Raw genomic sequence first — 14,357 nt, 5'->3', positions numbered from 1 at the left:
GAACTGATTTGCCGCTATGCCAAACCGCGATACTCTTTTCTCCGCCCCCATCGCCAAACTGGGCGACTGGACCTTCGACGAACGCGTCGCCGAAGTGTTCCCCGACATGATCCAACGCTCCGTTCCCGGCTATTCCAACATCATCTCGATGATCGGCATGCTGGCCGAACGTTTTGTGCAACCCGACAGCCGGGTGTATGACCTGGGCTGCTCGCTGGGCGCGGCGACGCTGTCAATGCGGCGGAATATCAAGGTGCCCGGCTGCAATATCATCGCCGTCGACAATTCGCCGGCGATGGTGGAACGTTGCCGCCGCCATATTGACGCCTTCCGCGCCGACACGCCGGTTGAGGTTATCGAAGCCGACATTCGCGACATCGACATCGAAGACGCCTCGATGGTGGTACTGAACTTTACGCTGCAGTTCCTCGAGCCGGCCGATCGCCTGCGCCTGCTGGAGAAAATCTATCGTGGCCTGCGCCCGGGCGGCGCGCTGGTGCTGTCGGAAAAATTCAGCTTTGAAGACGCCGAAGTCGGCGAGCTGCTGTTCAACATGCACCACGATTTCAAACGCGCCAACGGATACAGCGAGCTGGAGATCAGCCAAAAACGCAGCATGCTGGAAAACGTGATGCTGACCGATTCGGTGGAGGCGCACAAGGCGCGTCTGCAACAGGCCGGATTCGAGCATGCCGAAGTGTGGTTCCAGTGCTTCAACTTCGGTTCGCTGATCGCCCTGAAAGCGGGGGATGCGCAATGATCGAATTCGGTGATTTCTATCAGCGCATTGCCAAGAGCCCCCTCAGCCACTGGCTGGATACGCTGCCCGCGCAGCTGAGCGCCTGGCAACGCGAATCGCTGCACGGCAAATTCAAGCAGTGGTTCAACTCGGTGGAGCATTTGCCGACGCTGACCCCCACCCGTCTCGATCTGCTGCACGGCGTGCGCGCTGAGATGGAGCCTGGCCTGTCGCCGGGCCAGCTTGAAGGCGTCGAGAAAATGCTGCGCACCCTGATGCCGTGGCGTAAAGGGCCGTTCTCGCTGTATGGCATCGATATCGATACCGAATGGCATTCCGACTGGAAGTGGGATCGCGTGCTGCCGCATATCTCCCCGTTGGCCGGACGCACCATTCTCGACGTCGGCTGCGGCAGCGGTTATCACCTGTGGCGCATGATCGGCGCCGGCGCACACTTTGCCGTAGGCATCGATCCGATGCAGCTGTTCCTGTGCCAGTTTGAAGCGGTGCGCAAACTGTTGGGCGGCGATCAGCGCGCCCACCTGCTGCCGCTCGGCATCGAGCAGTTGCCGGAACTGGCGGCGTTCGACACCGTGTTCTCGATGGGCGTCCTGTATCATCGCCGCTCGCCGCTCGATCATCTGTATCAGTTGAAAAATCAGCTGGTAGCTGAAGGCGAACTGGTGCTGGAAACGCTGGTGGTGGAAGGCGATCGCCACCAGGTGCTGGTGCCGGGCGACCGTTATGCGCAGATGCGCAACGTGTATTTCATTCCTTCCGCCGAAGCGCTGAAATGCTGGCTGGAGAAATGCGGCTTCGTCGACGTGAAAATCGCCGATATGTGCGTCACCAGCCTCGAAGAACAGCGCCGTACAGACTGGATGACCAGCGAGTCGCTGGCTGAATTCCTCGACCCGAACGACCGCAGCAAAACGGTTGAAGGCTATCCTGCGCCGCTGCGCGCCGTGTTGGTTGCCAAAAAACCTTAAACGTCGATGCGCCGGTCACTCCCGTCGGCGCGTCCTGCCCCTCTATTTTTCTTCGCCCCGCCTCGGGTGTTGATTCTGCCCGCCGTGTAAAGCGTGCGGTCCGCCGCGAATGTTTACTTGCCTTGAACCATAAACGACGGCAGAATCGCTAACTATTCCATTAATAGCGCCCTGCAGAAAAGACATGCTCAAACAGCTTTCTCGTTATATTTCTGTTGGCCTACTCAATACGCTAATTCATTGGTGCGTTTTTGCGATTTTTGTCTATGGTGCCGCCGTGAATCAAGGCAGCAGCAATTTGATCGCATTCTGCATCGCCGTAACGTTTTCTTTTTTTGCCAACTGCAGATTTACATTCAAATCCCACGCGACCCTCGGTCGTTATCTCATGTATGTTGTGTTTCTGGGTGCGTTAAGTTTCGCGACCGGCATGACTTCGGATAAATTCAATTTTCCGCCTGTCGTGACTTTGGTGAGCTTTTCCGCTCTCAGCCTGTGCTTAGGATTTTTCTATTCACGATATCTCGTCTTCAAGGAAATGAAATGATGCGGATCTCATTGGTTGTTCCTGTTTTTAATGAAGAAGCGACGATAAACGAATTCTATCGGGCGGTCAGGGAATTTACGCCGCTACACGACTACGACGTTGAAATCATTTTTGTTAACGACGGCAGCAGAGATAGCACGGCAGCGATCGTCGCCACGCTGGCGAAAAACGATCGTCTGGTATCCAAAATCAACTTTACACGCAACTTCGGTAAAGAAGCGGCGCTGTTCGCTGGCCTGGAGCACGCGTCCGGAGATGTTGTGATCCCCATCGACGTCGATCTGCAAGATCCGATCGAAGTCATTCCTCTGTTGCTGCAACGTTGGGAAAAAGGCGCAGACATCGTGCTGGCGAAAAGGCGTACCCGCAACCGCGACGGTCTTTTCAAACGCACTATGGCGGAATGGTTCTATTTCTTGCACAACAAAATAAGTAAACCGCGGATCGAAGAAAACGTGGGCGACTTCCGGCTGCTCTCGCGCCGCACCGTCGAAAACATCCAAAAGATGCCGGAACGCAACCTTTTCATGAAAGGGATCCTCTCCTGGGTGGGCGGTAAAACTGATATCGTCGAGTACGACAGGGCGCCACGCAGCGCCGGCACCTCAAAATTCAACGGTTGGCGCCTGTGGAACCTGGCGCTTGAAGGCATCACCAGCTTCTCTACCGTGCCGCTGAGGGTATGGTCTTACATCGGTTTATCCGTCGCAACGCTGTCCTTTTTGTATGGCGCTTATATGATTATCGACAAGCTTATCTGGGACAACCCGGTAAAAGGCTACCCTTCATTGCTGGTTTCCATCCTCTTTCTCGGAGGCGTGCAACTAATCGGCATCGGCGTCCTCGGTGAATATATCGGCCGGATCTACATCGAAAGCAAAGGGCGGCCCCGGTATATTATTGAAGATGAGCCGGATGATAAGGATAAGCAATAAGCGCCGGAGGTCGATAATGCCGCTTCTTGGCGGCTGGAACTAATCCTAAATAGCGAGAAAACCTGTAATATTCTTATATATCACCGGTTTTATTCTGCCTATACTGCTGGACCGACAGGCGTAGCTCACCTTCAGGGCGAACCGAAGAACGACGCGATAGCATAATGAAATATCGGATGGGTGAAATGGATCAAATGACGCGGAACTATTTATTGCTGGCCAGCTTTTTTTGTTTGTTCTATACCTTCCCGCTCCTTATTTCCGATGGCTATTATATCGATGATCTCGGCCGTTCCATTCACGGTTTCGCTCACTGGACCGCTAACGGCCGCCCCGCCGCCGATATGATAATGATTCTGTTAAACGCCGGTATGCCGCTGACCGATACATCCCCTTTACCCCAATTGATGGCGGTGATGGTATTCATCGTTGTCGGCCGGCATGTCGGAAAAACTTTTTTTGATGGCAACACGCTGCTTAGCGCGTTGGCGGCATTGTCGTTAATCGCCAGCCCCTACCTGCTGGAAAATTTGTCCTATCGATTTGACGCGTTAACCATGAGCCTGAGTATCGCCCTAGCGATATTCTCAGCCACGTTACAAACCCGATACGCCGCCGCCATTGAGATCTCATTTAAAACCGCGTTGCTTATATTGGTGCTTTCGCTCTACCAGGCATCAATCAACATTTATCTCGCATTTACAGTGATCTTGCTTGTTCATCAAGCCAGAGAAAATCTGGCGCCAAAAGTCATCTTCAGCACCCTGCTAAAATCCTTAGCGGCGCTCGCCCTCGGCGTTTTAATCTATTCCAAGCTCATCGTGCGAAAAACCATCTCCGGCAGTTACAGCATTGAGCACAGCGAAGCTACCTTTGACATACACACCTTATTCGCCAACTTTACGGCCTATAACGCTCAAGCGCTGGGCCTGTTCAAAAACGCCGGCTTCTTGTATCTGTTTGCACTGTATTTGGCGCTGATCGTCATCGCGGTAGGCATCATCGCCGTGCGTTACCTGAAAAACAACGGCGCGGGCATCGCCACGCTCGCCATCGCCGGCGCCATCCTGGCGTCGCCGCCGTTGCTTCTGCTCAGCACCTCGGGCGTTTTGCTATTTCTCAAAATGCCGGTTCTTTCACCACGCGTCTTGGTGGGGTTTGTCTCCGTCATCTTTTTCATTCTCTACGGCGTAGCGAGCCTGTTCGCCAAACGGTATCGTTCTGCGGCGCCGCTGCTGGTGTTGCCGCTGTTTATGTTGCTTACCAGTCTGGCCTACAGCTATTCAGCGGCGTTGCAGAAACAGCGCGATCTGGAAACCTACCTCGCCCGGCGCATCGCTGAAGATTTATATACGCTGAAATATGACGTCAAACGCGACAAAGTGATCATCACGGGCAAAGCCCCCTATGCCGTGGTCACCGCTCATTCCATCGAAAAATTTCCCATTCTCGAAGCCTTGATTCAACGGAACCTGATACGTTGGATATGGAGTTACACGGCGCTTGAACATAACGTATTTTTGCAGGGAACCAAAATGCCGCCGCAACAAGATTTCAATCTCGCCCTGGCAGGAGTGACGCAGGAAAATCAGGTTTTGGATCGGGATATGTATTCAATCAACGAGGTCGGCATTTACAAAGTCATTTCGTTGAAAGAGAACCGTTGAACGTTGCAGGTTTCCCCCTGCCCGATTTTGGCGCTCAGGGGCTGGCAGCGCTGCCCCTGAGCCGCCGTGTTTACGGCTTGCCGGCGTCTGCGATGCGCAACTCATACACCATCGTCGCGTTCGGCGGGATCTGCGGCGCATAGCCCGTTTCACCGTATGCCAACTCCGGCGGCACCACCATCGTCAATGTGCCATGATTTTTCAGATGGCCGATCGCCTCACGGAATAACGGCGGATAGGCGGAAAGCGGCTGAGACATCACCTTTCCACTGCGATCCATATCCTGAATCACGCTGCCGTCGGTCAAGCTCTCTTTCACCACGATATCCACCCGCGCGTTTTCCGCAATGGTTTCATCCCCCATATAATCGATGCGATACCAGAAGCCGGCTGGCGATTTCTGCGTGCCCTTCTTCTTTTTGAACTCGGCAACGAACGCTTCGCCTTTGCTGGTTTGCGTCTTCGCCGCCTGGCTTCTGGCGTCGTTCACCGCTTTTTCCGACTCCGCCAATGCGCTGGCCAGCTGCGCATCGCTTAACTGGTAATGGCCGTTGAAGGTATCAATTACGCCCGCCAGCAGCACGGTTTTATCGGGTGTGATGCCCCAATTTTTACGCTCCGCCAGCATCGTTTGAATGTCGCGCCCCAGGGCGACGCCGGCAGCATAGCTCTGTTGTTCCGGCTTTTTCTTCAGTGTTTTCACCTCCGGCAACCATTTGGCCCGCGATCTCAGCCCGCTCAGTTCGTCTTGCAAAGCTTGCTGAGCCTGATGGGCGGCAGCCAGCTCCGTTGCCGTTTTATCCGCCCGTTGCGTCGCTTCATCCCTCTTCTGCGCTGCCTGCGCGCTTTCCGCCATCACCGCCGCCAGACGTTGTTCCAGCGTTTTGGCCTGCTCGGTTTGCGTTTTGTTTTTTTCCTGCAGTTGCGCCAACTGCCGCTGCAGTTCCTCCGTCGCTTTGGCGGCTTCTATCGCCTGCTTTGCCAGCGCCGCCTTCAGGCTGTTCTCTTGCCGCTCGGCCTGCTGGCGTTGGTCATCACGCTCTTTTTGCAGCGCTGCCAGTTGCTGCTGAAGTTCCCCCGTCGCTTTGGCGGTCTCGATCTTTTGCTGCTCCAGCGCCATCTTCAGGTTTTTCTCCTGTTGTTCGGCCTGTTGGCGTTGGACACCCTGTTCTTTCTGCAGTTGTGCCAGCTGCCGCTGCCGTTCCCCCGTCAACTTGGCGGCTTCGGCCTTCTGTCGTTCCAGCTCAGCGGCGGCCGCTTTTTTGTCCTGCTCATAAAGCTGACGCGCTTTATCGTTGGCGGTTTGCGCCGCCGCCAGCTTCTCCTCCCAAACCTGCTGCCGAACGTTTTCCGCCGGTTTAGGCAAGGCCGCCAGCCGTTGTTCCAGCAAGGCAATGCGCCGATCTCGCTCCGCGGTTTGTTGCTTTTGCCGCGCTAACGCGGCTTGCGCTTCGGCAATCTGCGCCTGAGCCTTGCGCTCCTGCGGCGTCAGATTCAGCGCCTGTCGCACGCCGCTGGCGAAGTCGCTCAAGGCGCTCAGATCGGGAGCAGGTGCCGGTTTATCGGCAGCCGTCAGGGATGACGCAACGCGCAGCGCGGTCAGCTCCTGCTGCAGTGATTGAATAGCGGCTTGCTGTTGTTCCAATCGAGTCTCTTTCTCACGCAGCGCCTTTTGCAACTGCGTCAGTTGCTTTCTCTGCGCAGCCGTTTCACGAATCTGAACCGGCCGGGACGCCGGCTTTTGGGTTTCCTGAGATGGGGTAACCACGGTATCAGCCGCCGGTGCGTCCTGCCGCTGATAACGCTCGGCAAACTGCAATAACGCCGGCACATCGTCATCCGCCGCGGCCACCGCCGGCGCAAACGCCAGCGGTATCATCAGGCTCAATAATGCCTTTCTTGCACGAGGGGTCATTGGGCGCGTTCTCCGCGCTCAGCCAGGCCGGTCATCATGGCAGAACTGATGTCTGCACAGAGACGGCTGGTGCGATAACGATACAGCGCGTCGACGGTTTCCTGCGTGCCCGTGTTGACCCGCTGACGTACCCCGGCATACTGCGCGGCGCCGCTCATCAAGGTATCGAACTCGCGTTTGAATTTCTGATATTTCTCGTTATCCATGCCGCGCATGGCATCCAGTTCGCGCTGGCACTGTTGCATGCGCTCGGCCTCACGCTGCCGCTTATCTTGCTCCGCAACTTCTTCTGCGCTGGGCGGCTTACTCAATGTAGAAACGGGCCGCTTGGCGGTCTGGCAGCCGGTCAGGGCCAACGTCAGTAAAAGCGCCGCGATCCAACAGTGTGCCGTTCGGGTCATTATCATTATCTCCTTGTTAAGTCCGCCGCCAACGCGCTCTGCAGTCGAGCTGACGGCTCTCCTCATTGATGCTGTGATGTTCCGGCCATCAGCCAAGCTGTGTTCGGACATGAAAATGCAGACGCAGCATTGAGAGGCATGGCGCCAATCATTTACTGCATCAATACATATCAAAAAATCATTTAATATTATGATATTAAAAGGATTTTAACTCACAAACTTATCAGCAGGACATGACGATCGCAAGAAGAGATGGGGGGTTGGTCGACCGAGATACCGCGTTGAAACGGGCGAATGGTCTTTACAAAACATAAAAAAAGCCCCGGCAAAACGCCGGGGCCTGGTACTTGCGTGATCGCCGAGGGCTCAGTGACACGCAAAGGGGTCTTACGACCCGGAAACCGGTTGTCAAACGCGGCTAACTGCGTGCTTATGCGCTTTGCGCCAGAGGATCAACCAAGGCCAGCGCGTTTTTCATCGCCTCCACCATTTCGCCATCCACGCAATAATGGCTAAATTCGTCAAACTCATTATCGGAGCACATGGTGACGCCCGCCTTGCGATAACGCATGGTCGACGGCACCAGATGGCCGGAAGAGCTGTGCAGTTCATGCAGGCCGATATCGACAAACTTGTGCAGATTGCTGAGGCGCACGCCGGCACCCGCCATGATCACCGGGCCCTGGCTGGCCTGGCACAAATCGCGCAGCAGCGGCAGGCCAAGTTCGGCGCTCTGCTGCTGGCCGGAGGTCAGAATGCGCGCCACCCCCAGCTCGGTCAGTTGCTCCAGCGCCACCATCGGGTTCTGGCACATGTCGAACGCGCGATGGAAGGTCACCGCCATGCCCTCGCACAGCCTCATCACTTCGCGCATGCGCGGCAGATCGATGTGCCCTTCGTCGTCCAGCATGCCAACCACCACGCCGGGGAACCCCATCTCGCGAATTTGGCGGATATCTTGTTTGATCACTTCGAAATCCACCGCGCCGTAGCAGAAATCGCCACCGCGCGGGCGAACGATCGGATGCACCGGGATCGCAACCCGCTCACGCGCCAGACGCAGCGTGCCATAGCTCGGCGTCAATCCCCCTTCGCTCTGGCTGGCGCACAACTCGATGCGATCGGCGCCCGCCCGTTCGGCCGTCAGCGCACAGTCGACGCTAAAGCAACAAACTTCCAGTTTTATCATTGTCACCCCCAGATAACGGCCAACATACGGCGGCAATTGTTCATTTCTTCATTTCTCACGTAGGCTCATGCATAGGCATAAACCGGCTCAGGGTTATCACTATGGCATTCAATTTTGATCAATGGGTAGACCGCAGTCACAGTGACAGCGTTAAGTGGGATAAATATCGCGGCAGCGACATCATCCCGCTTTGGGTCGCCGACAGCGATTTCACCTCACCGCCGGCGGTGATCGAAGCCTTGCAGCGCCGCGTAGCACACGGCGTATTCGGCTACACCCACCCATCCCCTGATCTTATCGAGGTTTTTACCCGCCGCATGGTAGAGCGCTATGATTGGCACATCAAGCCTGAATGGATCATTTTCCTGCCTGGCCTGGTGTGCGGCCTGAACCTGTGCGTGCGGGCCTGCACCGAAGAACATCAGAGCACGCTGGCCCCCTCGCTCATTTATCCGCCGTTTCGCAAAGCGGCCAAATTCGCCGGGCGTAAACACCTTCCGGTATCGCTAACAGCGGTCAACCAGCGTTGGGGACTGGATTTTTCCTCGATGCATGATCAGCTCAACGGCAACGAAAAACTCCTGTTGCTGTGCAACCCGCAGAATCCCGGTGGCACCGTGTATCGCCGAGAGGAGTTGTTGCAGCACCATCAATTCGCTCGCGAACATGATTTAATCGTCTGTTCGGATGAAATCCACTGCGAACTGCTGCTTGAGCCCGGCGCGCGGCATATCCCCTTCGCCACCCTGAATGAAGACGCGGCCCAACGCAGCGTGACGCTGATGTCACCGTCAAAGACGTTTAACCTCGCCGGGCTCGGCGCCTCAATGGCGATCGTTCCCAACGAAGCATTGCGACAAAAGCTGAAACGCGCGCGCAGCGGCATCGTGCCGGAGGTCAATCTGTTGGCGCTGGCGGCGGCGCAGGCGGCTTATCAATACGGACAACCCTGGCTGGATGAGCAGTTGATTTATCTGCGCGCCAATCGCGATTGGCTGACAAAACGTATCAACGCCATGCCGGGATTGACGTTGCTGCCCGTCGAGGCCACCTACCTGGCCTGGATAGACTGCAGCGCGCTGCCGGTAGATAACCCGCATCAGTTCTTCGAACGTGCGGGCGTTGGGTTAAGCGCCGGCTTGGACTTCGGCGATCGGCGCTTTGTACGGCTTAACTTTGGTTGCCGATGGGCCCTGCTCGATGAAGCGCTCGAGCGCATGGCGCGAGCCTGTGCGGCGCTGCCTGGCTAACTTTGTTCGCTGGCGACGATGTCTCGAATGGAATACGGATGAAACTTGATCGTGACCGTTCCGTCGGTGATGGCCAGCGTCGGGTTCGGTAGCCGCTCGCCCTCGCCTTTTGGCGAGCTTTGCTTCAGCTTGATCCCCGGCGCCAACAATGCCTCATCGGCAAGGTGGCTCAACGCCCGAGCGTACAGCGTCTGAGGATCGCCACTGAGCACTAATTCGACGTGTTCCCAGCCTTCGTGCGGATAGCGCTTCTCCCCAGGATACGGCAGCTCGATGCAGTCTATCCGCCACGGCCCTACGGCCAGCGGCTGAGACAAATCGAACAGACAGATAGGCCGCCCGTTTATCATCGATTCGGATAGCAGTGTCCCGCACTGCATCAGCCCCTGGCGCCAACGTTCGGCGGTGGCATTCTGGTGACAGCGCAGGGAGATGTGATCGGCGGTGAACGCGGCCAGATCAAGCCGCAATTTAGCGGCAAATTGATGCAGCGCCTGCTCGAAACGCGGCAAATCGAGCGTCAGATCGTTCAGTTCGGCAACGGTCGACAAGATGGCCATAAAATCCTCAATACTCAGGAATAGCGGTTGTTCAGACGGCGTAATTTACACGACCGCACCGCCGCCCACCATCTTTACCCGGCCTATGCGCGCATTTTACCTGTTTCGCATCCTTTCGCCGTAATGCTGGCGCGGCGGTGCATGCCTGAGGATAAACCGCCAAATAGCGCACTCTCGGTCTAAATCGAGGTATATTCCTATGAAAAGAAACATTAATCTTACGGCGGCAAAGAAGCGTCACCACCCCGTGACTGCGGTAATGAACACCGCATGGCATTGATCAAAAAGGGAAAAAAGCATTCGCCGTCGTGCAAAATAAATGATGCCGAATTTTGAGATATCCTGTGAGAAATCAAAGCACTCTCATTCATCCTAAGGGTTATCTTAAATGACAGCCAACGCATTGATTCATAATAACGGCTCCGTTATTTTAGATTGAAATTCAATATCGGATATCGCCATGCTTCTTTTACTTTTGTCTCTGCCTCTGCTCGCTATCGCCGCGTATGCTATTTATCGTCACATAAAACAGCGTCAAACAAACACGCTGGGAAACGGACGCAGAAATAAAAAGCGCTGAATCATACAGCATCCGTATTTTACTCTTTCTCTCGACACCTGCTTTTTTTTCTCCCCGCCGCTTACTCTCCTCTCGCCCGCGCACCGACTTACGCCAACTGCTGACGGGCTCCGTCAGATCGGTTACAATTACAGGCTGTTTTGTGGCGGTCGCCCATCGCGCCCGCCACCGTTGAATCCCGCAGGGGCTGGCTTCAGCCCCTCGTTCGTCATTAAGGTAACCCGGTGAATATTCAGGTTCTTCTTTCAGATAAAGTCAGCCAAGCGCTGATCGCCGCTGGCGCGCCAGCCGATTGCGAAGCGCAGGTCCGCCCTTCCGCCAAGGCGCAGTTTGGTGATTACCAGGCCAACGGCGTGATGTCAGTCGCCAAAAAGCTGGGCATGCCGCCCCGTCAGCTGGCGGAAAAAGTGGTGCAACTGCTGGATCTCGGCGACGTCGCCGGTAAAGTGGAAATCGCCGGTCCCGGCTTTATCAACATTTTCCTGAACAGCGATTGGGTCGCCCGCCAGGCCGATCAGGTGCTGAACGCGCCGAAGCTGGGCATTGCGCCGGTTGAGCCCCAAACCATCGTTATCGACTACTCCGCACCGAACGTGGCGAAAGAGATGCACGTCGGCCACCTGCGTTCCACCATCATCGGCGACGCCGCGGCGCGTACCCAGGAATTTTTGGGCCATAAAGTGATTCGCGCCAACCACGTCGGTGACTGGGGCACTCAGTTCGGCATGTTGATTGCCTACCTGGAAAAAATGCAGAACGAAAACGCCAGCGACATGGGCCTGTCCGATTTGGAACAGTTCTATCGCGAAGCCAAAAAACACTACGACGAAGACGCCGAGTTCGCCGAGCGCGCGCGCGCTTACGTCGTGAAGCTGCAGGGCGGCGATCAGTACTGCCTGAAAATGTGGCGCAAGCTGGTCGACATCACCATGGCGCAAAACCAGCTGACCTATAACCGCCTCAACGTCACGCTGACCGAAGACGACGTGATGGGCGAAAGCCTGTATAACGCGATGCTGCCGGGCATCGTCGCCGATCTGAAAGCCAAAGGGCTGGCGGTGGAAAGCGAAGGCGCCACCGTGGTGTTCCTCGACGAATACCAGAACAAGGACGGCGACCCGATGGGCGTCATCATCCAGAAAAAGGATGGCGGCTACCTCTACACCACCACCGATATCGCCTGCGCCAAGTATCGCTACGAAACGCTGGGGGCCAACCGCGTTCTGTATTACATCGACTCCCGTCAGCATCAGCACCTGATGCAGGCCTGGACCATCGTGCGCAAGGCCGGTTATGTGCCGGAGTCCGTCTCGCTGGAACACCACATGTTCGGCATGATGCTGGGCAAAGACGGCAAGCCGTTCAAAACCCGCTCAGGCGGCACGGTGAAGCTCTCCGATCTGCTGGATGAAGCCATCGAACGCGCCGAACAGCTGATCGCCGGCAAAAACCCGGACATGCCGCAAGACGAAATGAAGACCGTGGCCCGCGTGGTCGGCATCGGCGCAGTGAAATACGCCGATCTGTCGAAAAGCCGCACCACCGACTATGTCTTCGACTGGGACAACATGCTGGCCTTCGAGGGTAATACCGCGCCTTATATGCAATACGCCTATACCCGTGTGGCATCGGTATTCAAGCGCGCCGGGATCGACGAAAGCAGCCTGACACTGCCGCTGACGCTGACCGAAGAGCGTGAAATTGCGCTGGCTACCCGCCTGCTGCAGTTCGAAGAGGTGCTCACCACCGTCGCACGTGAAGGCACGCCTCACGTCATGTGCAGCTACCTGTATGATCTGGCCGGCTTGTTCTCCGGCTTCTACGAGCACTGCCAGATCCTGAACGCCGACAGCGAAGAAACCCGTCAGAGCCGCCTGAAGCTGGCGCTGCTGACCGCTAAAACGCTGAAAACCGGCCTGGATACGCTGGGCATCGAAACCGTCGAACGTATGTAAGCCGCACCGCGCGGAAAGTAAAAAGGTCGCCAAGGCGACCTTTTTTTGTTCTTGCATTCGGCTCAGGCGACGCGGCGCGCAAAATCACGCGGGCGGAAGCCCAACCCGGCCAGCACGCCAAAGTAGGCCACGACACCGGCCACCACCACCGCCGCCAAACGCAGCAAACGTTCCAGCATATTGCCCTGATCCCAGGCCGGCATCAGCCACATCACGCCAATCAGCACCGCCGACATCGCCAGCACGGCGATCACCAGCTTAGTGAGGAACAGCGCCCAACCCGGCTGTGGCTGGAAGATCTTCTGCTTGCGCAGCTGCCAATACAGCAGCGAGGCGTTCAGGCAAGCCGCCAAGCCGATCGACAACGCCAGGCCGGCATGCTTCAGCGGACCAATAAACGCCAGGTTCATCACCTGCGTCATGATCAGCGTGATGATAGCGATCTTGACCGGCGTTTTGATGTCCTGCCGCGAATAGAAGCCCGGCGCCAGCACTTTAACCACGATCAGCCCCATCAGCCCCACCGAGTAAGCCACCAGCGCGCGTTGCGTCATCGCCGCGTCAAAGGCGCTGAACTTGCCGTACTGGAACAGCGAGACGGTCAACGGTTTGGCCAAAATGCCCAGCGCGATGGCGCTCGGCAACGCCAGCAGGAAACACAGGCGCAGCCCCCAATCCATCAGGCGCGAATACTCGTCGTGGTTGCCGCTCGAGAAGCTTTTGGCCAGCGACGGCAGCAGGATGGTGCCCAATGCCACGCCCAACACGCCGGAAGGAAATTCCATCAGGCGGTCGGCGTAGTACATCCAGGACACCGAGCCGGATACCAGGAACGATGCGAAGATAGTGTTGATGATCAGCGAGATTTGACTGACCGACACCCCAAGGATCGCCGGCCCCATCTGACGCATTACCCGCCAGACTCCGGCATCGCCCAATTTGATGCGCGGCAGCACCAGCATGCCGATCTTGCGCAGGTGCGGCAGCTGGTAGCCCAGTTGCAGCACGCCGCCCACTACCACCGCCCACGCCAGCGCCAGCACCGGCGGGTGGAAATACGGCGCGGCGAACAGCGCGAAGCCAATCATGCTGACGTTAAGCAGCGTTGGCGCAAAGGCCGGGATCGAGAAGCGGTTCCAGGTATTGAGGATCGCCCCCACCAGCGACGCCAGCGAGATCAACAGAATATAGGGGAATGTGATGCGCAGCAGCGCCGACGTCAGGGCAAACTTGTCGGGCGTATCGGTAAAGCCCGGCGCGGTGAGATAGATAACCCAGGGCGCGGCCAACATCCCCAGCACCGTCACCACCGCCAGCACCAGCGTCAGCAGCCCGGAGACATAGGCGATAAAAGTGCGTGTCGCCTCGTCGCCCTGCTGGCTTTTGTATTCGGCCAGGATCGGCACGAAGGCCTGCGAAAATGCCCCTTCGGCAAAGATACGGCGTAACAGATTCGGGAGTTTGAACGCCACGAAGAAGGCGTCCGTTGCCATGCCGGCCCCGAACACCCGCGCGACGATCGCATCGCGGGCAAAGCCCAACACCCGCGAAAACATCGTCATCGAGCTGACGGCAGCCAAGGATTTGAGTAGGTTCATGTGGTTGTCTGATAGGTACCGTAAATATCAAC

At 56.8% G+C, this 14,357-nt stretch carries 12 protein-coding genes; 7 read left to right on the top strand and 5 right to left on the bottom strand.

Annotated elements, in window-relative coordinates:
- Positions 1–16: 16 nt before the first annotated feature.
- From cmoA to ACOWVD_RS02470, 5 genes are all read left to right on the top strand, one after another.
- Positions 17–760, top strand: a complete 744-nt coding sequence (gene cmoA, locus ACOWVD_RS02490) for a carboxy-S-adenosyl-L-methionine synthase CmoA (protein WP_049240308.1) — start codon at positions 17–19, stop codon at positions 758–760.
- Complete coding sequence (gene cmoB / locus ACOWVD_RS02485) at positions 757–1,728, top strand: tRNA 5-methoxyuridine(34)/uridine 5-oxyacetic acid(34) synthase CmoB (RefSeq protein WP_049240307.1); 972 nt, start codon at positions 757–759, stop codon at positions 1,726–1,728. The genes cmoA and cmoB overlap by 4 nt, the downstream gene beginning before the upstream one ends.
- A 184-nt stretch (positions 1,729–1,912) precedes the next feature.
- Positions 1,913–2,275, top strand: coding sequence for a GtrA family protein (locus ACOWVD_RS02480; protein WP_049240306.1), 363 nt, complete (start codon positions 1,913–1,915; stop codon positions 2,273–2,275).
- Entirely contained in the window at positions 2,275–3,210 is a 936-nt protein-coding gene (locus ACOWVD_RS02475) for a glycosyltransferase family 2 protein (RefSeq protein WP_049240342.1), read from the top strand. Before ACOWVD_RS02480 ends, ACOWVD_RS02475 begins: the two co-directional genes overlap by 1 nt.
- Before the next feature lie 176 nt (positions 3,211–3,386).
- Positions 3,387–4,877, top strand: coding sequence for a glucosyltransferase domain-containing protein (locus ACOWVD_RS02470; RefSeq protein ID WP_049240305.1), 1,491 nt, complete (start codon positions 3,387–3,389; stop codon positions 4,875–4,877).
- Positions 4,878–4,947: 70 nt separating this feature from the next.
- On the opposite strand, the gene ACOWVD_RS02465 is transcribed toward ACOWVD_RS02470, so the two are convergent.
- The 3 genes from ACOWVD_RS02465 to cutC form a co-directional block, all read right to left on the bottom strand.
- Positions 4,948–6,792 carry an FKBP-type peptidyl-prolyl cis-trans isomerase N-terminal domain-containing protein gene (locus ACOWVD_RS02465; protein ID WP_204348641.1) on the bottom strand — a complete coding sequence of 615 codons (1,845 nt, stop codon included), beginning with the start codon at positions 6,790–6,792 and terminating at the stop codon, positions 4,948–4,950.
- Positions 6,789–7,193, bottom strand: a complete 405-nt coding sequence (locus ACOWVD_RS02460) for a hypothetical protein (RefSeq protein ID WP_049240302.1) — start codon at positions 7,191–7,193, stop codon at positions 6,789–6,791. The genes ACOWVD_RS02465 and ACOWVD_RS02460 overlap by 4 nt, the downstream gene beginning before the upstream one ends.
- A 430-nt stretch (positions 7,194–7,623) precedes the next feature.
- Positions 7,624–8,382, bottom strand: a complete 759-nt coding sequence (gene cutC, locus ACOWVD_RS02455; protein ID WP_049240301.1) for a copper homeostasis protein CutC — start codon at positions 8,380–8,382, stop codon at positions 7,624–7,626.
- A gap of 101 nt (positions 8,383–8,483) precedes the next feature.
- Between cutC and ACOWVD_RS02450 the strand changes: the two genes are divergently transcribed.
- Positions 8,484–9,632 (top strand): MalY/PatB family protein, encoded by a 1,149-nt coding sequence (locus ACOWVD_RS02450; protein WP_197842867.1) that lies wholly within the window; start codon positions 8,484–8,486, stop codon positions 9,630–9,632.
- On the opposite strand, the gene ACOWVD_RS02445 is transcribed toward ACOWVD_RS02450, so the two are convergent.
- Positions 9,629–10,192: a VOC family protein gene (locus ACOWVD_RS02445; protein WP_049240299.1), complete on the bottom strand. Its 564-nt coding sequence runs from the start codon at positions 10,190–10,192 to the stop codon at positions 9,629–9,631. The genes ACOWVD_RS02450 and ACOWVD_RS02445 overlap by 4 nt on opposite strands.
- Positions 10,193–10,996: 804 nt before the next feature.
- Between ACOWVD_RS02445 and argS the strand changes: the two genes are divergently transcribed.
- A complete protein-coding gene (gene argS / locus ACOWVD_RS02440) occupies positions 10,997–12,727 on the top strand; it encodes an arginine--tRNA ligase (RefSeq protein WP_015378141.1) in 1,731 nt (576 codons plus the stop codon).
- A gap of 62 nt (positions 12,728–12,789) precedes the next feature.
- On the opposite strand, the gene murJ is transcribed toward argS, so the two are convergent.
- Entirely contained in the window at positions 12,790–14,325 is a 1,536-nt protein-coding gene (gene murJ, locus ACOWVD_RS02435) for a murein biosynthesis integral membrane protein MurJ (RefSeq protein ID WP_015378142.1), read from the bottom strand.
- Between the last annotated feature and the right edge of the window lie 32 nt (positions 14,326–14,357).

The sequence above is a fragment of the Serratia sp. SA088 genome (assembly GCF_049065515.1).
GTDB lineage: Bacteria > Pseudomonadota > Gammaproteobacteria > Enterobacterales > Enterobacteriaceae > Serratia > Serratia nematodiphila.
This window is presented reverse-complemented; position numbering and strand designations above follow the sequence as displayed.